The organism is Moorella naiadis (nom. illeg.) (assembly GCF_051020825.1).
Taxonomy (GTDB): Bacteria; Bacillota; DSM-521; order Neomoorellales; family Neomoorellaceae; genus Neomoorella; species Neomoorella naiadis.
Map to the genome: position 1 here is coordinate 63,618 of NZ_JAXGFQ010000007.1, position 18,791 is coordinate 82,408.

Annotated in this window: 21 protein-coding genes; 20 read left to right on the forward strand and 1 reads right to left on the reverse strand. The window is 58.8% G+C overall.

Annotated elements, in window-relative coordinates; genetic code table 11:
• Positions 1–60: 60 nt before the first annotated feature.
• The 5 genes from ispE (at position 61) to SDD30_RS06385 (ending at position 5,230) form a co-directional block, all read left to right on the forward strand.
• Positions 61–918, forward strand: a complete 858-nt coding sequence (gene ispE, locus SDD30_RS06365) for a 4-(cytidine 5'-diphospho)-2-C-methyl-D-erythritol kinase (RefSeq protein WP_434074087.1) — start codon at positions 61–63, stop codon at positions 916–918.
• 152 nt (positions 919–1,070) lie between these two features.
• On the forward strand, positions 1,071–1,769 hold the full coding sequence (locus tag SDD30_RS06370) for a GntR family transcriptional regulator (RefSeq protein WP_434074088.1): 699 nt from the start codon (positions 1,071–1,073) through the stop codon (positions 1,767–1,769).
• Between the two features lie 12 nt (positions 1,770–1,781).
• The gene (locus tag SDD30_RS06375) at positions 1,782–2,498 is read left to right on the forward strand and encodes a nucleotidyltransferase family protein (RefSeq protein ID WP_434074089.1); all 717 of its coding nucleotides are present in this window, start codon (positions 1,782–1,784) and stop codon (positions 2,496–2,498) included.
• A 322-nt stretch (positions 2,499–2,820) separates the two neighbouring features.
• A complete protein-coding gene (gene glmU, locus SDD30_RS06380; protein ID WP_434074090.1) occupies positions 2,821–4,221 on the forward strand; it encodes a bifunctional UDP-N-acetylglucosamine diphosphorylase/glucosamine-1-phosphate N-acetyltransferase GlmU in 1,401 nt (466 codons plus the stop codon).
• A gap of 61 nt (positions 4,222–4,282) precedes the next feature.
• Positions 4,283–5,230 carry a ribose-phosphate diphosphokinase gene (locus SDD30_RS06385; protein ID WP_434074091.1) on the forward strand — a complete coding sequence of 316 codons (948 nt, stop codon included), beginning with the start codon at positions 4,283–4,285 and terminating at the stop codon, positions 5,228–5,230.
• On the opposite strand, the gene SDD30_RS06390 is transcribed toward SDD30_RS06385, so the two are convergent.
• A complete protein-coding gene (locus SDD30_RS06390) occupies positions 5,227–5,889 on the reverse strand; it encodes a PRC-barrel domain-containing protein (RefSeq protein ID WP_434074092.1) in 663 nt (220 codons plus the stop codon). The two genes, SDD30_RS06385 and SDD30_RS06390, sit on opposite strands and share 4 nt — an antisense overlap.
• 110 nt (positions 5,890–5,999) lie before the next feature.
• Between SDD30_RS06390 and SDD30_RS06395 the strand changes: the two genes are divergently transcribed.
• The 15 genes from SDD30_RS06395 (at position 6,000) to SDD30_RS06465 (ending at position 18,776) form a co-directional block, all read left to right on the forward strand.
• Positions 6,000–6,620, forward strand: a complete 621-nt coding sequence (locus SDD30_RS06395) for a 50S ribosomal protein L25/general stress protein Ctc (protein WP_434074093.1) — start codon at positions 6,000–6,002, stop codon at positions 6,618–6,620.
• Between the two features lie 350 nt (positions 6,621–6,970).
• The gene (gene pth, locus SDD30_RS06400) at positions 6,971–7,534 is read left to right on the forward strand and encodes an aminoacyl-tRNA hydrolase (protein WP_434074094.1); all 564 of its coding nucleotides are present in this window, start codon (positions 6,971–6,973) and stop codon (positions 7,532–7,534) included.
• Between the two features lie 92 nt (positions 7,535–7,626).
• On the forward strand, positions 7,627–8,070 hold the full coding sequence (locus SDD30_RS06405) for a hypothetical protein (protein ID WP_434074095.1): 444 nt from the start codon (positions 7,627–7,629) through the stop codon (positions 8,068–8,070).
• Positions 8,071–8,205: 135 nt separating this feature from the next.
• Positions 8,206–11,829 (forward strand): transcription-repair coupling factor, encoded by a 3,624-nt coding sequence (mfd, locus tag SDD30_RS06410; protein ID WP_434074096.1) that lies wholly within the window; start codon positions 8,206–8,208, stop codon positions 11,827–11,829.
• A gap of 101 nt (positions 11,830–11,930) precedes the next feature.
• Positions 11,931–12,845 (forward strand): mechanosensitive ion channel family protein, encoded by a 915-nt coding sequence (locus SDD30_RS06415; RefSeq protein WP_434074097.1) that lies wholly within the window; start codon positions 11,931–11,933, stop codon positions 12,843–12,845.
• A gap of 168 nt (positions 12,846–13,013) precedes the next feature.
• Entirely contained in the window at positions 13,014–13,565 is a 552-nt protein-coding gene (gene spoVT, locus SDD30_RS06420; RefSeq protein WP_109208117.1) for a stage V sporulation protein T, read from the forward strand.
• 84 nt (positions 13,566–13,649) lie between these two features.
• On the forward strand, positions 13,650–15,179 hold the full coding sequence (gene yabN / locus SDD30_RS06425) for a bifunctional methyltransferase/pyrophosphohydrolase YabN (protein ID WP_434074098.1): 1,530 nt from the start codon (positions 13,650–13,652) through the stop codon (positions 15,177–15,179).
• A gap of 76 nt (positions 15,180–15,255) precedes the next feature.
• Entirely contained in the window at positions 15,256–15,531 is a 276-nt protein-coding gene (locus tag SDD30_RS06430) for an HU family DNA-binding protein (RefSeq protein ID WP_434074099.1), read from the forward strand.
• A 1-nt stretch (position 15,532) separates the two neighbouring features.
• Positions 15,533–15,793 (forward strand): RNA-binding S4 domain-containing protein, encoded by a 261-nt coding sequence (locus SDD30_RS06435; RefSeq protein WP_434074100.1) that lies wholly within the window; start codon positions 15,533–15,535, stop codon positions 15,791–15,793.
• A 75-nt stretch (positions 15,794–15,868) separates the two neighbouring features.
• Positions 15,869–16,804: a SpoIID/LytB domain-containing protein gene (locus tag SDD30_RS06440; RefSeq protein ID WP_434074101.1), complete on the forward strand. Its 936-nt coding sequence runs from the start codon at positions 15,869–15,871 to the stop codon at positions 16,802–16,804.
• A 67-nt stretch (positions 16,805–16,871) separates the two neighbouring features.
• A complete protein-coding gene (yabP, locus tag SDD30_RS06445) occupies positions 16,872–17,138 on the forward strand; it encodes a sporulation protein YabP (RefSeq protein WP_434074102.1) in 267 nt (88 codons plus the stop codon).
• Entirely contained in the window at positions 17,117–17,620 is a 504-nt protein-coding gene (gene yabQ, locus SDD30_RS06450) for a spore cortex biosynthesis protein YabQ (protein ID WP_434074103.1), read from the forward strand. Before yabP ends, yabQ begins: the two co-directional genes overlap by 22 nt.
• Positions 17,621–17,729: 109 nt before the next feature.
• Positions 17,730–17,972: a sigma factor-like helix-turn-helix DNA-binding protein gene (locus tag SDD30_RS06455; protein WP_109208124.1), complete on the forward strand. Its 243-nt coding sequence runs from the start codon at positions 17,730–17,732 to the stop codon at positions 17,970–17,972.
• Positions 17,947–18,291 carry an FtsB family cell division protein gene (locus SDD30_RS06460; protein WP_434074104.1) on the forward strand — a complete coding sequence of 115 codons (345 nt, stop codon included), beginning with the start codon at positions 17,947–17,949 and terminating at the stop codon, positions 18,289–18,291. The genes SDD30_RS06455 and SDD30_RS06460 overlap by 26 nt, the downstream gene beginning before the upstream one ends.
• A 92-nt stretch (positions 18,292–18,383) precedes the next feature.
• Positions 18,384–18,776 carry a S1 RNA-binding domain-containing protein gene (locus tag SDD30_RS06465; protein ID WP_434074105.1) on the forward strand — a complete coding sequence of 131 codons (393 nt, stop codon included), beginning with the start codon at positions 18,384–18,386 and terminating at the stop codon, positions 18,774–18,776.
• Positions 18,777–18,791 lie beyond the last annotated feature (15 nt).

Genomic DNA, 18,791 nt, shown 5'->3' on the forward strand with positions numbered 1-18,791 from the left:
AATCCTTGGTTTAATAGCCAATTGTACATAGGTATTTAAGGGGAGCGAGGGGGATCATTTTTGGATTTCCTGACGGTACCGGCCTATGGTAAAATAAATCTAACTCTGAGGGTCCTGGGACGGCGTCCGGATGGGTATCATAATTTAAGCACCATCTTCCAGTCCATTGTCCTAGCAGACAGGTTAACCCTTAGCCGTCATGATAAAGGCCTCCACCTGGAGACCACTGGAATGCTGGTACCGGCCGGGCCAGGTAACCTGGTCTACCAGGCCGCAGCACGGTTGCAAACCCGGTACGGTTTTCCGGGGGTAAAAATTACTTTACAGAAGGAAATACCCCCTGCCGCTGGCCTGGCCGGCGGCAGCAGTGATGCGGCGGCTACCCTGCTGGCGGTCAATACCCTTTTCAACCTGGGCCTGACACCGGGGCAGCTGGCCTGGGAGGGGGCAACCCTGGGAGCAGATGTACCCTTCTGCGTCCTGGGCGGTACCGCCCTGGGCCGGGGGCGGGGGGGAGAGTTAACCCTTTTACCCCCGGTCCCGCCCCTATGGTTGGTACTCGTCAAGCCGTCCTTCGGCGTTCGTACGGCGGATGTATACCAGGCCTGGGATGCCAACCCTGGCCGGGGGCCCCTGGAACCCCCTGATGAGGAAAGGGCTCTGGCAGCCATCAGCAGTGGTAACCGGGAAGAACTCCTGGCCGCCCTGGGTAATGACCTGGAGGCAGTGACCTGCCGTCTCTACCCCGAGGTTACGGCCATCAAACTGCGCCTGCTGGCCGAAGGGGCTGAACGGGCGGTTATGTGCGGCAGCGGCCCGGCGGTATTCGGCGTAGCTGCCGGTGAGAAACAAGCCCGGCGCATCGCCTCCCGGTTGCAGGATACCTACCCGGAAACCTTTATAACACGAACCTTATAGTAGGGGAGCCCCTTATGGTGGCTGTCACCCCCAGTAAACGGGAGAAATGAGGGGCAGGACAGCTTTAAACAGGAACTGGCTTAAGCCAGTTTCTACAAGCCTCCCACATCTCACCTCCCACTTCTCACATCTCATATCGGAGGAGGGCAGCCGTGAAAAACCTGCTCAGTGGTAAACTAGAGAATTATAAACCTCTGCGGGAGATAGTTTTCGAAGCCCTGCGCGAAGCCATTATCAACGGCCAGCTCAAGGCTGGCGAGAGGCTCATGGAGGTCCAGCTGGCAGAAGAAATGGGCGTCAGCCGGACGCCGGTGCGAGAGGCCATCCGCAAGTTGGAGCTGGAGGGTTTTGTAGTCATGATACCCCGCAAAGGGGCCTATGTAGCCGACCTCTCCACCAAGGATATAGCCGACGTCTTTGAGATTCGTTCGGCCCTGGAATCCCTGGCGGCAGCCCTGGCTTGCGAACGCATTACCGACGAGGAACTGGATGAGCTGGAACGCCTGCTAATCAGGGTGGCCGAGTGTACGGCAGCCAATGACTTGGAGGCCCTAGTCGAGGTGGACACCCAGTTCCATGACGTACTTTATAAGGCCAGCCGTAACGATCGCCTGGTCCAGATTATTAATAACCTACGGGAACAGATCCAGCGCTTTCGCACCATCTCCATGGGTACCCCCGGGCGCATGCCGGAGACCCTGGAGGAACACAAGCAGCTGGTAGAGGCGATCACCGAACGGAATGTGGAGCTCGCCCAGCGGATTGCCCAAGAACACATTGAGAATGCCGAAAACCGGATGATGGAAGCTATCAGGAAAGAAATGCGTTCTGGCGGTAGACGTAGAGCCTGAGGGGGCGGAAATATGCAGGTTGACGCCATTATTCTGGCCGGGGATAAAGAGAGACGTTCTCTACTCCCTATTGGTAAGCGTCCCATGGTTGCCTGGGTGGTAGCTGCTCTGGAGGTCGCCCCCAGTATTCGCCGGGTGGTAGTAGCCGGCCCACCGGAGCTGGCTGCCGTCCTTTCTCCGGAGGTCACCCTGGTAGCGGCCGGTAAAACAACGGTCGAGAGTGCCCTCAATGGGGCGGCAGCCTTTCCCGAGGCCGAGTGGTTGCTGATGGTGACGGCTGACATTCCCTTATTGAAGCCCGAGGCGGTAGAGGATTTTCTCCAGCGCTGCCGGCAGCGCCCGGCGGATTTCTATTATCCCATTGTCCGCCGGGAAGCTAATGAGGCCCATTATCCCGGGGTCAAGCGCACTTATGTCCGCCTGCGGGACGGGACCTTCACGGGGGGGAATATGGTTTTAATTAAGGCTGGCGCCCTGAGGGTTTGTGCCCGCCAGGGGCAGGAGCTGGTACGCCTGCGCAAAAGCCCTCTGGCCCTGAGCCGTTTAATAGGCTTGGGCTTTATTCTCCGCTTTCTTACCAGGCAATTAACTATTGCCGAGGCCGAGGAACGCTTCTCCCACCTCTTGGGAGCCCGGGGGGCAGGAGTAATTACCCCTTACCCGGAGATCGGCATCGATGTCGATAAAGAGAGCGACCTGGAACTCGCCCGTCGCGTCCTGGGAGGCTGAGGGAAGGGGCTGGCATGTTTACTATGTAAGTATGAGGGGCTGGAGGTACAGCTCAGGGCTCCGGTGGTTCTCGGCTAGCAAACTATACGCTCAACCTTGCTCGGCGGCATAGGTGGCAGGCCTTTATCTTTTTAAATAAACGCAGCGGGGGGGCGGAACTCTCAGTTCCTACACTTATGTTACGATCCCCCTCCCGTTCATTACCACCTCGCTGCGGCACAGCTCGAGTTTGCTGACGCCTCGAACCAAGTCGCCCACCGCCTGTAACCTCCAGCCCCAAAAAGGCTAATTACAGCTTAACCCTATTTACGGAGGAATTTTTATGGCAGCAGTAGAAAAAGGAGAAACCACCGTGGCCGTGCTCCTGGCTGCCGGCCAGGGTAAGCGTATGCATTCCCGGCGACCCAAGGTGCTGCACCGGATAGCCGGCCGTTACCTAGTAGAACACGTCCTGGCGGCAGCCAGGGAAGCCGGTATAGACAAACAGGTTATCGTCATCGGCCACGGGGCGGCAGAAGTACGGGAAGCCCTGGGCCCCGGTTACACCTACGTTCTCCAGGAACAACAGCTGGGCACCGGACACGCCCTGGCCCGGGCCCGGGAAGCAGCTGACACGGCAGCAACAGTGCTGGTGCTCTGCGGGGATACCCCCCTCCTCAGGCCGGAGACCCTGGCCAGACTCTTAAAGGAGCACCAGGACAGGCAGGCTGCCGTTACTATTTTAACGGCTGTTCTCGATGACCCCACCGGCTACGGCCGCATCATCCGCGACGGCCAGGGGCGGGTAACGGGGATTGTTGAGGAGCGGGACGCCAGCTCCAGGGAACGAGCAATCAGGGAAGTCAACACCGGCACCTACTGTTTTGCGGCCGCTTATCTTTGGCCCTTTCTGGAGCAGTTAAAGCCGGATAACGACCAGGCCGAATACTACCTGACCGATGTGGTGGCCCTGGCCTGCCAGGAGAACCTGCCGGTCCTGGCGGTTGCCACCGGCGACCCGGAAGAGACCCTGGGAGTCAACGACCGCGCCCAGCTGGCTACCGCCGGGGCCGTGCTGCAGCGCCGGATTAATCGCAACCTGATGCTGGCCGGAGTGACCATAATCGATCCGGTAGCTACCTATATCGACGCCACCGTCCAGGTCGGCCGGGATACGATTATTTATCCAGGAACCTTCCTGGAGGGGCATACTATTATTGCCGTTGGTTGTATCCTGGGACCGGGAACCACCCTGCGGGACTGCCAGGTAGGGGAGGGTAGTGAAATTATTCATACCGTGGCCCTGGAGAGCCAGATCGGCGCTGGGTGCCGGGTCGGTCCCTTTGCCTACCTGCGCCCGGGGACCATCCTGGAGGACAGGACCAAAGTGGGCGACTTTGTTGAACTCAAAGCTACCCGCATCGGCACCGGTTCCAAAGTTCCCCACCTGGCCTACCTGGGCGATACTACCGTGGGTACCGGGGTGAATATTGGGGCTGGCACAATTACCTGTAACTATGACGGCCAAAAGAAATGGCCGACAGTTATTGAAGATGGGGCCTTTATTGGCAGTAACAGCAACCTGGTGGCCCCCGTCCGGGTCGGTGCCGGCGCCCTGGTAGGAGCAGGGTCGACCATTACCGAGGATGTTCCCGCCGGTTCCTTGGCCCTGGCCCGGGGAAGGCAGATAAATTTAACCGGGCGGGGCAAAAAAAGCGCCGCTGGTAGGCAGGAAAAAGTTTAAGCGGGGCGAAATAAGCAAAGTTAAACTTTTCCCGGTAAACCTGGAGGTCATCTAACAACAAATGGAAACCGACAGCGGACGCCTGAAAATCTTCACTTGCAACGCCAACCCTAAACTGGCCGAGGAGATCGGCGCCTACCTGGGCGTACCCCTGGGGGCGGCCAAGGTAAAACGTTTCAGCGACGGCGAGATCAGCGTCGTCATTGATGAAAGCGTGCGGGGGGAGGATGTCTTTGTTATCCAGCCTACCTGCGAACCCGTCAATGACAACCTGATGGAACTCCTGATCATGATCGATGCCCTACGCCGTGCCTCCGCCCGGAGGATCACGGCCGTCGTACCTTACTACGGTTATGCCCGCCAGGAACGCAAGACCCGGGCCAGGGACCCCATCTCTGCCAAACTGGTGGCCAACCTCATCACCGCCGCCGGCGCCCACCGGGTCCTGACCATGGACCTGCACGCGGCCGCTATCCAGGGTTTCTTCGACATCCCGGTGGACCACCTGACGGCCGTCCCCATCCTGGCCGATTACTTTAATAGCAAGGGTTTCGAGCAGGCGGTGATTGTTTCCCCAGACCTGGGGGGGGTGACCCGGGCCCGCAACTTCGCCGAGCGCATTGGCGCCGAGATTGCCATCATCGACAAGCGACGGCCGGCGCCTAACGTAGCGGAGATTATGAACCTCATCGGCGACGTTAAAAATAAAACGGTCATCATGATTGATGACCTCATTGATACGGCCGGGACCATTTGCCTGGGGGCCCAGGCTCTACTGGATCAGGGCGCCCGGGCCGTATATGCTTGCTGTACCCACCCGGTCCTTTCCGGACCGGCCCGGGAACGCTTGATGGCCTCCCCCCTGCAGGAGGTAGTCGTCTGCAACACTATCCCTGTGCCGGCAGGTAAGGAGATACCCAAACTACGGCGCCTTTCAGTTGCCCCCCTCCTGGGTGAGGCCATTATCCGCATCCACGAAGACCTTTCGGTCAGCAAACTCTTTGATTAGCTGTCCTGGCCGGGGGGCGGCCCGTCGTCCTTTTTCTGGCCAAAGGGCAGGCGCCGCCAGTAGCGGTTGACAGTTTCCCCGACTTTGCGGGGGATACCCCCGGCGCTGTCAAGGGTTTTACCGGCGTTTTTGCAGGCGTCCTGCCAGTTGATGCTTAACAGGCCGCCGGGTTTCTGGAGGGCTTCTTCAGCGCCGGCCCGGGCAATGAGGGCGTCCCGGCCACAGATGATGATCTGGGCGGTCTCCAGGGAACGCGCCCCCTGGAGAAGGCCGGCTTTAACGTCCAGGTAGTGGATTTTACCGTCCTGGGGGTCAAAACGGAAATCCTCTACCACGCCCAGGACGGTGCCCTCCTCCGTAATGACCCTGGCCCCCAGCAGGGGCAGGGGGTGTTTGGCCAGGGCCTCCAGCTCGGGCAGCGAACTGAGCTTGACTACGGCCGCGGCCTCATCAACAGTAACGGCGTGGCTACCGACGCTTTTAACATGGCTGTAAGGTATGACCGGTTGTTCCTTAAACCACCCTTTGCGATCAACGGTAAAGGCGGCGATGGCCATTTGCTGGTGGTCAATGAGCAGGCGTTTTATACGGCCCAGCTGGTGACCATCAGCCAGGCTTACTACCGGCATGCCCATGAGTTTTTTACTAGTATAAAACATCAACCTCACCTCCCGGCTTATACATGCTTATTCAGCTGGGGGGAGGTTTATGCTGCCGGCAAGCAGGCTAAACTTAAAACTAAACCTAAAAAATAAAGGAGCTGGGACATATGCAGGCCCAAACATTAAAGGTAGATTTACGTCCGCAAGCAGGTAAACAGTCGGCCCGGCGACTGCGCCGGCAAGGAAAACTACCGGGGGTGCTTTACGGCAAGAAAGCCGGCAACCTGGCAGTAGTCATCCCCGGCCGGGAACTCGAACACATCCTGGCTAAAGAGGGTGGGAACGCCTTATTGAAGTTAAAGATCGCTGCGGAAGGTCAGGAAAAAGAGTTCGCCGCCGTGATCCGGGAGGTTCAGCGTCACCCCATTAAGGGTAACTTGACCCATGTTGATTTCTACCAGGTTTCCCTGGAGGATAAACTCAAGGCGACAGTACCGGTAGTCCTGGAGGGTGAAGCCCGGGGGGTCAAGGAAGGCGGTATCCTCCAGCATGGTGCCCGGGAAATAGAGGTCGAAAGCCTGCCGGGGGATCTACCCGAGAATATTGTGGTGGACATCAGCAACCTGGATGTAGGTGAACACCTAACTGTAGGTGATATTAAGGTGCCGGCGGGCGTCAAGGTGCTCGCGGATCCGGATACCATTGTCGCCCTGGTGGTAACCACCCGCGCGGCCGATACTGGGACCACTGGGGAGACGCCGGTCGAAGAAACCCCGCCGGAGGAGTAAAGACGGGGCTGACGTTTCCGCCAGCGAAGGCTAGTTGTGGCAGGGGATGGCGGGTACAAACTCCGCGTAGCCGCGGCTTGACGGCGATATTGATAGTAGGGGGGAGGCAGGGTCCCGGAGGGCGCCTTGGCGCTTAGTTTAGAAGAACGAGGCCGGCTGGGGAATAACGCGGCCACCCTGCCTGGGGCCCGCAGGGCCGAGTTGTGGCCGCACCCGAAGCCGGCCGAGTTCGACACAAATATAATGGCGCAACCAGCGCCCGAAGGGAACTTGCCTCCCCCCTAGAAGCAACTTGAGTCCCAACAACCGCCATATATGCCAAAGCCTATTTTCGGAAGGGGGTGGCGCCGGTGCTGATGGTCGTAGGCCTGGGCAACCCCGGGCGCCGTTACGAAGCTACCCGGCATAATGCCGGTTTCATGGCTATCGACCTTCTGGCCGATGATCTGGGGATCAGCCTGGACCGCAACCGGGAGCAGGCCATAATCGGCCGGGGCCTGGTCGGGAACAACCGGGTTCTCCTGGTCAAGCCCCAGACGTACATGAACAACAGCGGCCAGGCCGTCGCCCCCCTGGCGCGCTGGTACGGCATTGCCCCGGAGGCCATCCTGGTCATCCATGATGACCTGGACCTGACCCCGGGGCGGTTGCGTCTCCGGCCTGGTGGCAGTTCCGGGGGCCACCGGGGCCTGCAGTCGATTATGATGCATCTGGGGACAACCAATATCCCCCGGTTAAAAATAGGTATTGGCCGGCCGGCGGCTGGGGAAGATGTAGTTGACTACGTCTTGCAGCCCTTTAGCCAGAACGACTGGGAACTGGTACGGCCGGTGCTCCTGAAAGCGGCAGAAGCGGCCCGTTTTCTCCTGGAAGGGGGCGATATGGAGGAGGCCATGAACCGCTTTAACCAGTAATAGATCGGCACTGCCCGGGCCTGCCGCCTCTGCCGGGGCCGGGCTGCCAGGCACTAGCTTGAGGGTCATTCTACCCTGGCGGGGTGGTAATTTTGCCTGCTGTTAAAACCCTCCTGGTCGGCTTTCTGGCCGCCCTAGTAGCCGGCCTTTGGAACCAGTTGCTATTGGGCCGGCGGGTTCGGGATGTGCCGGCCGCTCTGGGGCCCTTTGTTGAAGAGGCCTTAAAGACAGGCCTGGCCCTGATCACGGGGACCTCTTTGCCTGGTGTTCATATTACCTTTGGGTTGGTAGAGGGACTGTGGGAACTCGGGCGCAGGCCAATGGCGGCCGGACCTGAACGGAGCAATCTTACCAGGTGGGGGCCGGCCCTGGCAGCCCTAGGAGGCCATACCTTCTTTGGCTGGTTGGCCTTCCAGGCCTATAATCGTACCGGCCAGCCCGGCCTGGCCTGGGCGGTTGGCTTCCTGGCCCATCTGGCCTGGAACAGGGGTGTTATCAGCCTCCATTGCCGTGCCTGGCACCGTTATAAAACTTGACTTCTGTCACGGGGGACGAATATAATGTATACTGAAGTTATAATTGATAGTATAGATGAGGCCCGTGGTCAGGGCCTTTTATTAGTCCATTAAAGTTTGACCAGGACTTGTTAATATTTATGTGGAGTGCGCTAGATGTACAATAAAGGCATATTGGAAATTGTCAGAGATAGTGAACAATTCCACGCCATCAGCAGTGGTCTCCGCCAGGGGCTGGGGGAGTTACAGCTTTACGGCCTACCAGAGGGCTTGAAAGGCCTGTGGCTGGCGGCCATGCTGGATGAGTTTCAGCCGATGCTGGTGGTGACAGCCGGCAATGAGGAAGCCCAGCGCCTGGCAGCAGATATCGATTCCTTCTGGCCAGGGGAGGGTATTGGTTACCTGCCGCCGGATGAGCTCCTACCGGTAGAGGTCTATACTCCCAGCCCGGAACTGGCTACCCAGCGGCTGAAGGTCCTCACGGACCTGGTCAGCGACCGGACCCGGATTCTCGTCGCACCGGTAGAAGTCCTCCTCCGCCGGCTGCCGCCGCCGGAGCCTCTCTCCCAGGCTCTCCAGGCCCTGGAGGTGGGCCAGGTCATTGATCGGGAGGTCCTCCTACAGAAACTTATTGCCTTGGGTTACCGGCGGGAAGAGGTGGTGGAAGCCCCGGGCCAGCTGGCGGTAAGGGGAGGTATTATTGACATCTTCCCCCTGGGGGCGGAGGAACCCCTGCGTTTGGAGCTCTTGGGCGATGAAATCGATTCCCTGCGCCGTTTCGACCCGGCGACCCAGCGTTCGGTAGCCGAACTGCGGGCCGTGCTTCTGGGCCCGGCCCAGGAGGTTCTCCCGCCCCCGGACCTGGCGCCGGGTTTGGCGGCGCTGGAGGCAGAATTTTCCCAGACCTATACCCTCCTGCGCCGGCGCCAGCCCCAGGCGGCCCGGGAATTAAAGGAAAGGGTTCAGGGCTTAATAGCCATCCTGGAGGCCGGCTCCTGGCCCGAAGGCAGCAAGCAACTGCAGCCCTTTTTCTATCCCCACCAGGCCACCCTCTTTGATTACTTCCAGCGCCGGCCTCTGGTAATTCTGGATGACCCAGCGCACCTGCTGGAGGAGATGCGTCGCCGGGAGCAACAGCGCCTGAACCTCTTTACCGATATGCTGGCCGCCGGTCTGGTTTTACCTTCCCAGGGCCAGGCCTACCTGGAGAGCGCCGATCTGGAGCGCCTGTGGCAGCGTAACCAGCGCCTTTACTTCTCCCTTTTGCCCCGCCGAGTCCCGGGGACCAGCCCCCAGCGGTCGGTGGGCCTTAGTGCCCAAACTCTACCTGCCTTTCAGGGTAAATTAGGTCTGGTGGTCGAGGAATTGGGCCGCTGGCGCCGGGAACGGTACCGCAGCATTTTGATGGTTGCTGACCCGAACCGGGTGGTCGCCCTGCGCCAGGCCCTGGCGGAACAGGGAATCGAAGCCAGCACCCAGTCCGAGGTACGGGAATCCCTACAACGGGGGGAGATAATAATTGTTTCTGGGCGCCTCCGCCAGGGTTTTACCTGGCCGGAGATGCGCCTGGCTATTATCGGCGACACAGAGATCTACGGCCCCGTAAAAAGGCCGCGGCGGGTTAAGGCATCCCGCCAGGGGAGCAAGATTAACTCCTTTAGCGATCTCAAAGAAGGAGATTATGTCGTCCACGTCCACCATGGCATTGGCCGTTACCTGGGCCTCCAGCAACTGGACGTAGGCGGGGTCAAGAAAGACTATCTTCTCATCCAGTATGCCGGCAAGGATCGTCTTTATGTACCCGTAGACCAGGTGTCCCTGGTGCAGAAGTATGTAAGCAGCGAAGGTCATGTTCCCCGCCTCTACCGCCTGGGGGGCAATGAGTGGAACAAGGTGAAGAGCCGGGTTCAGGAAGCCGTCCAGGAGATGGCCCGGGAGCTCTTGGATCTTTATGCCCGGCGGGAGGCCATCCCCGGCCACGCCTTTGGGCCCGACACCCCCTGGCAACGGGAGTTTGAAGAGGCTTTCCCCTATACCGAAACCCCGGACCAGCTCCGGGCCATTGCCGAGGTCAAGGCTGATATGGAAAAGCCCCGGCCCATGGACCGTCTTCTCTGCGGCGACGTCGGTTACGGTAAGACGGAAGTGGCCATGCGAGCGGCCTTCAAGGCGGTTATGGACGGTATGCAGGTGGCTGTGCTGGTGCCGACAACCATCCTGGCCCAGCAGCATTATGAGACCTTCAAAGCCCGGTTTGCCCCTTTCGCGGTGAAGGTGGCTGTTTTAAGCCGTTTCTGTTCACCCAAAGAACAGCGGACGGTGGTCGAAGCTTTAAAGCAAGGTACGGTGGATGTAGTCATCGGCACCCACCGTCTCCTCTCCAGTGATGTTAATTTTAAGAACCTGGGCCTGGTAATTGTCGATGAGGAACAGCGCTTCGGCGTCGCCCATAAAGAAAGGCTGAAAAAGCTGCGCTACACCGTTGACGTCCTGACCATGACGGCCACCCCCATTCCCCGTACCTTGCATATGGCCATGGCCGAGGTGCGCGATATGAGCCTGATTGAAACGCCGCCGGAGGATCGTTTCCCGGTGCAAACCTATGTGGTCGAGTACAACTCGGAAATGGTGCGGGAGGCCATCCGCCGGGAGCTGGACCGGGGCGGCCAGGTCTTTGTGGTCCACAACCGTGTACAGGATATTGACCGTTTCGCCTACCACATCCAGCAACTGGTGCCCGAGGCCCGGGTAGGCATCGGCCACGGCCAGATGAGCGAAGAAGAGCTGGAAAATGTCATGCTGGACTTTATCAACGGCCGGTACGATGTCCTGGTGAGTACCACCATCGTGGAAAACGGCCTGGATATCCAGAATGCCAATACCTTAATTGTCGATGAAAGCGATAATTTCGGCCTGGCCCAGCTCTACCAGCTGCGGGGGCGGGTCGGCCGTAGTAACCGCCTGGCCTACGCCTATTTTACCTACCGGCCGGATAAAGTCCTGGGCGAAGTGGCGGAGAAACGCCTGGCCGCCATCCGGGACTTTACCGCTTTTGGATCCGGTTATAAAATCGCCCTGCGGGACCTGCAGATCCGGGGCGCCGGTAACTTCCTGGGACCTGAGCAGCATGGCCACATGATGGCCGTTGGCTTTGACCTTTATTGCCAGCTCCTGGAGGAGGCCGTTCAGAAATTAAAACAGCAGCGCGAGGATATTGAAGGGACGGTACAGGCGCCGGCTCCGGCTGCAGTGGATTACCAGGTCGCCCCCATGGAATTGGCAGTAGACACCTTCTTGAGTGATGCATATATCCCGGAAGCCACCCTGAAAATGGAGCTTTATCACCGCCTGATGGCTGCCGGCGACCTGGCCGGCGTCGCGGATATCGCTGCGGAAATGGAGGATCGTTACGGCCCACCGCCGCCGGAGGCCCGGAATCTGCTGGCCCTGACCAGGGTGCGCCTCCTGGCCCGGGAGGTGGGGGTAATTAGCGTCACCCAGAAAAACCGGGAGGTGGAGCTGAGCTTTGGCCAGTATACCCCTCTGCGGGGAGAGAAGCTCCTGCAGCTGACCCAGTACTTCCCCCGGCGGCTGGCCTTTTCTTCCGCCGGTGGCCTAACCATCAGGGTCCGGGTTATGGGCCTGGGCCAGGAGGAGTTACTGGACCTCCTGGACAAGATCCTGGCCAGGATTAAAGAACTCATCAGCGAGGGTAACGCCGCCCGGCCGGAACCCCGGACCGCCATCGGTGCCGGCCAGCCGAGTTCGATACAAGTATAAGGCGCAACCAGCGCCCGGAGGGAACCTGCCTCACCCCAGCAGCAGGATGGCATTAATAACTATTTTTGGAAGAACCCTATTTATGGAGGGGAGCTGCGACCGTGACGGTTGATATCACCCACCTCTGGCAACGACTACAGCCAGGCCTGTTATTCTTCTTGGAGAAGCTCTTCTGGGCGGCAGTCATCATGGTCGCCGCCCTGATCCTCTACCGGCTGCTTTCCGGCTTTATCCACCGCATCTTCCAGGTCGCCCGGCGTGATCCCCAGCGGGAAAAAACCCTGGAAACCCTCCTCGGTTCGGCGCTGCGCTACCTGATCTATGCCGTGGCTGTGATGATGGCCCTGGACCGGTTTGTTGACATAACCCCCATTCTCGCCGGGGCCGGGGTGGTGGGTCTGGCCATCGGCTTTGGCGCCCAGAGCCTGGTTAAGGATATAATTACCGGCTTCTTTATCATCTTCGAAGACCAGTTCCACGTCGGCGACCTGGTGGAGATTAACGGCCAGGTGACAGGTACGGTGGAGGAACTGGGCCTGCGCATGACCACCATCCGGGAATGGAGCGGCAAAAAGTTTTATATTGCCAACAGCGAAATTAAAACCATCCGCAATTACAACCGGGACGAACTACGGGCTATAGTCACGGCTACCTTTCCCTTTGAAGAAGATCCGCGACGTATCCGGGCGGTCCTGGAACAGGCCTGCCGGGAAGTGGAGCAAGAGTATTACCAGGCCTTTATTCCCAACCCCGGCGGCCAGGGTCTGGCCGAGCCGCCCCACATCTATGGGGTGAGCGATATCGATAAATCGGACAAAGGGGGGCAGTTTACCGTTACCGCCCGGACCTGGCCCGGTTCCCTCTGGGAAGTGGAAAGGGCCCTGCGGGAGAAAATCTGGCAGGCCTGCCAAGATAACGGTATCCGTTTAGCTTACCCCACCCGGGTCTATGTCGGTAACCAGCCTGGGGAAGGTGACGCCGGGGCCGGCAGTTGCGTGGGTGCTGAAGGACATTAAGCCGGAAATTTTATTTTTTCCTGCTGCAAGCTTTTTTATGCAAGGCAACCAGTTATAGAAAAGGCAGGGAAAAAATGAATAAACCCCCCCGATGGATTATATACTAACAGTGAAAGCTATCTAAGGAAAAAGGTTACCTGTAAAAGGGTAAAGGGGGGATAGACTGCAGTGAAAGCAACAGGCATTGTACGACGCATCGACGATCTAGGACGCGTAGTGATACCTAAAGAAATCAGGCGCACCCTGCGGATCCGCGAAGGTGATCCCCTGGAGATTTTCGTGGACCGCGAAGGCGAGGTGATTTTGAAGAAATACTCGCCCATTGGTGAGCTGGGGGATTTCGCCAAGGAATACGCAGATTCCCTTCACGAAGCTATCGGCCATATTGCCTGTATCGCAGATCGAGACAATATTATTGCGGTGGCAGGTGCCCCCAAGAAGGAATTCCTGGATAAACCCATCGGGCAAGCAGTAGAACGGGTAATGGAGGAACGCAAATCTATCCTGGCCAATTCCCCGGGTGAAGACCTTTTCCCCATTGACGGCGAGGGCGAAGCCCATAAGTTTACGGCCGAAGTTATCGCCCCGATAATCGCTGAGGGCGACCCCATTGGCGCCGTCATCCTGTGTTCCCGGGAACCGGGGGTCAAAATGGGGGATATGGAGTTAAAACTGGCGGAAACGGCGGCCGGCTTCCTGGCCAAACAAATGGAGCAATAATGGGCGGCGCCCCAGGCGCCGCTTTCTTTTTACCTGCCTATCTGGTACAATTAAGCGGTATTCTTTTCCTGTGAGGCGAAGCTAATGGCAGGCAAGGTAATCATTGCCGGCCTGGGGCCGGGGGATCCGGCCCGGGTGCCGGCGGCTGTTTTGACCGCCATGGCCGGGGTGGACCGGATCTACCTCCGGACCTCCCATCACCCCGCGGTGGCGGCCTTGGAAGAGCGGGGCCTGGAGTGGCAATCCTTTGATTCCTTTTATGAAGACGCGGCCGATTTTGAAGAACTCTACCGGCGGATCGCCAGCTTTTTGCTCCAGGAGGCCGGGGGCCAGGCCCCGGCCTCCTGGCCTGGCCAGCAGGAAAACCCCGGTGCGCTCCCTGCCCGGAACCCCCGGAGCATAGCCTATGCCGTACCCGGGCATCCCCTGGTGGCTGAAAAGAGTGTAGCCTTGCTCCTGGAGCAGGCACCGGCAGCCGGTGTGGAACTGCAGGTCATACCGGCCATGAGCTGCCTGGATGCCCTCTTTACCGTCTTGCGGATCGACCCCGCCGGGGGCTTAACCATCAGCGACGCCCTAATCTTTACGGCGCGGGGATTGGACCCTGGCCGCGGTTTGCTTCTCACCCAGGTGTACAACCGCCGGGTGGCCGGGGATCTTAAACTGGAACTCATGAAGGTCTACCCCGATGAACATCCGGCGACAGTCATCCGCGGGGCCGGACTCCCTGATGGTGAACGGGTGGCCACTGTACCCCTGTATACCATCGACCGGCTGGACTGGGTCGATCACCTGACTAGCCTCTACCTGCCTCCCTGTCCTGCAGCCCGGGACCGGACCCTGGCCGGCCTGGAGGCCATCATGGCCCGGCTGCGGGAACCGGGAGGCTGTCCCTGGGACCGGGAGCAGACCCATAACTCCCTGAAGCGCTACCTGGTGGAGGAGACCTATGAGGTCCTGGAGGCTATCGACAGTGGGGACACGAATAAACTATGCGAAGAATTGGGAGACTTACTGCTACAAGTAGTCTTTCACGCCCGGTTGGCCGAGGAAGAAGGCGAATTCACCCTGGCCGACTGCCTGGAGGTTGTCTGCACCAAGATGCGGCGGCGCCATCCCCATGTCTTTGGCACGGCAGTCCTAGATACTGCCGGGGAGGTGCTGGTACGCTGGGACCAGATCAAGGCCGCCGAAAAGAGAGAGCAAGGGGAGGAAGCGCCGTCGGTGCTGAGCGTTCCCCGGGGTTTGCCGGCCCTGTTAAAGGCCCTGAAGGTCCAGGAACAGGCCGCCCGGGTGGGTTTCGATTGGGCGGTCGTGGCTGATGTCTGGGCCAAGGTCCGGGAAGAGATGGACGAGCTGGAAAGGGCTATCAATAGCGCCGGCAAGGAGGAACAGGCAGCTGAACTGGGGGATACCCTGTTCTCCCTGGTCAACCTGGCCCGCTGGCTGCGGGTGGAGCCCGAGGCGGCCCTCCAGGCAACCATCGACAAATTTAGCCGCCGTTTTCGCTTTATTGAACAGGCGGCCCGGGACCAGGGCCGGGAAATTAAGGACCTTACCCTGGCGGAGATGGACGTCTGCTGGGAAAAAGCGAAAAAAATTAGCCTTTCGTAGCTGGAAATGCAGGAGATTGCTGGATTATAGCGAATACATGACGATAAGGGCACATGCTATAGCAGGAGGGATTATAGTGAATAAAATGGACCTGGTTGCCAGTGTCGCCGAAAAAGCGGATCTGACCAAAAAGGATGCTGAAAAGGTGGTCAGCGCGGTCCTGGCAAGTATCGAAGAAGCCCTGGCCCAGGGCGAGAAGGTACAGCTAGTGGGTTTTGGTACCTTTGAGATTAAAGAACGGGCGGCCAGAGTAGGCCGTAACCCGCGGACGGGCGAAGAGATCCAGATCGCCGCCACCCGGGCACCTGTTTTTAAGGCGGGGAAAGCCTTAAAAGACGCCGTATCCCGGTAACATGCGGCTAGACAAGTTCCTCAAGATCTCCCGCCTGGTGAAAAGACGCACCCTGGCCAAGGAGATCTGCGATGGCGGCGGGGTAGAGGTCAACCGCCGTCCGGCCAAGGCCAGCACCGAGGTAAAACCGGGAGATGTTCTGACCCTGAAGCTCGGTAGTCGCTGGCAAACTGTTGAGGTCCTGGCCGTACCAGAACATATTGCGGCCAACCAGGCGAAAGAAACCTATCGCGTGCTGGCCGAGGGCCAGGGTGAAGCTTAAAAACAGGCCGGGGTGCATACCCCGGCCTGTTTCCTGCCTATACTAAGGTTAAACCTTTAAAGGCAGGGAAGAGACATGGTTTACAGGTTGAAGCTGGGAGCAGTTTTGCTGGGTATTTTGTTATTAAGTCAGTTCTTGGCCGGCTGCCGGGCACCGGCCAGGAAACCGGCCCCGGCGGTCCAGGAACCAACCATCTCCCTTTATGTCAATCAAACCGGGGAAGTCAAGCGGATGAAAATAGAAGACTACCTGCCCGGAGTGGTGGCCGCCGAGATGGAACCGTCCTGGCCCCGCAACGCCCTGGCGGCCCAGGCCATCCTGGTCCGGACCTTTACCATGAAAAAGATCGCCGAGGGCGGCGTTAAGGCCCACGGCACCGACGCCTCCACCAGTGTGGAGGAATTCCAGGCCTATGATCCCACCAGAATCAACGACAACGTCCGCCGGGCTGTCGAGATGACCCGGGGAGAGGTTGTCAAGTACCAGGGCGATTATATCAACGCCTGGTTCTACGCCTCCGGTGGCCCCCGGACAGCGGCCTCGGCGGTGGAGGGCTTGAATTTTCGCCGGGAACCGGCGCCCTATATCCAGAGCGTACCTGATCCGGGCATGGCCATAACTACTGCGGAAAACAAGGGCTGGACGGCTACTTTTACTAAAGCCGAGCTGGCAGCGGCCGTCCGCAAGGTGACCGGCCAGGACCCGGGACCCATTACGGCCGTCAAGGTGGCGGCCAAAGGCCCCTCCGGCCGGGCCACCCAGTTACAGGTAAGCAGGTTGACGGTGGATGCCCCGGCCCTGCGGCTGGCCCTGGGTAACGACCGGTTGCGCTCCACCTTGATAACCGGTATTACCACAACCGGGAATCGGGTGACCTTTAAGGGCGAGGGTTACGGTCACGGTGTCGGTATGAGCCAGTGGGGAGCTAAAGCCCTGGCGCAACAGGGTAAATCGCCCCAGGATATAATCAAGTACTTCTTCAAAGGCGTGGAGCTGGTCAAGGCCTGGTAGGCCGCCAGCTTTTTTTATACTTTTTAGCCCCTGCCCCGCATAAAATTTACGGGAGGGGGTATGGGGGATGAGTGATGGGCAACACCAGCTGACGATAATCAACCGGGAAAAACTGGTTTTAAGCGGCATCCTCCAGGTGCTCAGCTACGACGAAGAAGAGATTCTCCTGGAGACCACCATGGGCCACCTGACCATTAAAGGTAGCGGTTTTAATATTAGCACCCTGAGCCTGGAGACCGGCAACCTGGAGGTCAGCGGCAGGGTGAACAATCTTAATTACAGCGAGGGGAAGGGCGCCAGGGGGAAGGGCTTGTGGCAGCGCCTCTTTCGATGATCCCGGTCCTGGACCAGTGGCGATTATTCCTGGCCCTGGCCGGTGCGGGGATGATCCTGGCTTTCACCTACGATTGCTACCGGGTGGGCCGTTACTTTTGGCGGCCCCGGTACCTCACCACTCTGGCCGGCGACGCCCTGTTTTGGCTGGTATTCACCTTGCTGGCCTTTACCCTGCTGATGTTACTCAACTGGGGCGAGGTGCGGGCCTATACCCTCCTGGCCCTGGGCCTGGGGGCCGTCTTCTACGGCCTCTTTTGCAGCCAGGGTACCCGGCGCGGCCTTTATGCCGGCGGCCGGCTCCTGGGGACGGTGCTGGTTTCCTGTCGGCGGCTCCTCAAGGGCACGGTGCTGGTCATCCTCCTGCCTGGCCGCCTGGTCTTTAATTTTCTGACTCTGCCTTTTAAACCCTGGGGCTTTCTCTGGCGGCGCTGGCGGCGACCCGGTGGCCCCGGTGGTCCAGGGGGACCGGTAGATATTTAATTTATTTACCCGGGCGGCAGGATTCTCCACTAGGGCGGCGAATTATATATTTGTCCAATATTTGTCCACAGATTGTGTATAATATGTGGATAAGCCTGGGGAAGAGAACGTGCAAATTGAAATCCGGGGTGCGGAGAAACTGAGTTTCCGGGAACGCCAGGTAGTAGCCCTCAAGGAGATGGGACTGGGTAATGAAGAGGTTGCCCGGCGCCTGGGCCTGAGCGCCAGCAGTGTGGCTACCCTTTACCACCGGGCCCGGACTAAGGGCTACCAGGTAGTTATTGTCCTGCCCGGCGAAACCCTGGGGCTATTTGCGGGGGAAGATGATGAGCAAGGTAATTCACCTGCCTAAGTGCCGGCGGCCTTGGCCGCAGGTAGTGGCCCTGGTTATTATTCTTTATCTCTTATACTCCTTTGGCCACCTGGGCCTGGCCCTCTACCAGACCAACCTCCAAATGCGGGCTTATGAAAACCAGAAAGCCGCCCTGCTACAGCAAAACGCCAGCTTAAAACAACAAATTCAGGAATTGAACAGCGACAGCTATATTGAAAGGGTGGCCCGGGAGGAACTGGGCCTGGTAAAACCCGGCGAGCGGGTGATTATGCCGGCTCAACCCGGCCAGGTACGGCCCCTTAAACCACCGCAGCCGGGCCAGCAATTTCGCGATTAAACCGGCTTAGGCGCATCTTGGTTATTGACAAATTTCTTAACTCTTGCATATAATGGGATCAGCTTGACCAGGAATGGAGGAATACGGCTCGTATGTCCATCACTGTGGGCACTGTTTTAGAAGGGGTGGTCAGCGGGATCACCAAGTTCGGTGCCTTCGTGGAACTACCAGGCGGTGTGACAGGTCTGGTGCATATCTCCGAGGTGGCTGATACCTATGTGAAGGATGTTAATGACTATATTAAAGAAAAGGACCGGGTCAGGGTAAAGGTCATCAATATTGATGAGAAAGGGAAGATCGGCCTTTCCATCAAGCGCGCCAATCCCGATTATGTCGAACGACACGGCCCGCGTCACGGGCGCCCGTTCTCTTCGGCTTCCTTTGAGGATAAACTGGCTCGCTTTATGAAGGAAAGTGACGAGCGCATCCAGGATTTAAAGCGGCATACAGATTCTAAACGGGGCGGTCGTGGTTCGCGGTATTAAAGCTGGTCTTATTAT

What these genes read in the sequence shown, in the direction of transcription:
- SDD30_RS06435 (WP_434074100.1), top strand. Translation starts at nt 15,533, where the DNA reads ATGCGGCTAGACAAGTTCCTCAAGATCTCCCGCCTGGTGAAAAGACGC.
- mfd (WP_434074096.1), top strand. Translation starts at nt 8,206, where the DNA reads ATGTACAATAAAGGCATATTGGAAATTGTCAGAGATAGTGAACAATTC.
- SDD30_RS06375 (WP_434074089.1), top strand. Translation starts at nt 1,782, where the DNA reads ATGCAGGTTGACGCCATTATTCTGGCCGGGGATAAAGAGAGACGTTCT.
- yabP (WP_434074102.1), top strand. Translation starts at nt 16,872, where the DNA reads ATGAGTGATGGGCAACACCAGCTGACGATAATCAACCGGGAAAAACTG.
- SDD30_RS06385 (WP_434074091.1), top strand. Translation starts at nt 4,283, where the DNA reads ATGGAAACCGACAGCGGACGCCTGAAAATCTTCACTTGCAACGCCAAC.
- SDD30_RS06465 (WP_434074105.1), top strand. Translation starts at nt 18,384, where the DNA reads ATGTCCATCACTGTGGGCACTGTTTTAGAAGGGGTGGTCAGCGGGATC.
- SDD30_RS06395 (WP_434074093.1), top strand. Translation starts at nt 6,000, where the DNA reads ATGCAGGCCCAAACATTAAAGGTAGATTTACGTCCGCAAGCAGGTAAA.
- yabN (WP_434074098.1), top strand. Translation starts at nt 13,650, where the DNA reads ATGGCAGGCAAGGTAATCATTGCCGGCCTGGGGCCGGGGGATCCGGCC.
- SDD30_RS06440 (WP_434074101.1), top strand. Translation starts at nt 15,869, where the DNA reads ATGGTTTACAGGTTGAAGCTGGGAGCAGTTTTGCTGGGTATTTTGTTA.
- SDD30_RS06390 (WP_434074092.1), bottom strand. Translation starts at nt 5,889, where the DNA reads ATGTTTTATACTAGTAAAAAACTCATGGGCATGCCGGTAGTAAGCCTG.
- SDD30_RS06460 (WP_434074104.1), top strand. Translation starts at nt 17,947, where the DNA reads ATGAGCAAGGTAATTCACCTGCCTAAGTGCCGGCGGCCTTGGCCGCAG.
- glmU (WP_434074090.1), top strand. Translation starts at nt 2,821, where the DNA reads ATGGCAGCAGTAGAAAAAGGAGAAACCACCGTGGCCGTGCTCCTGGCT.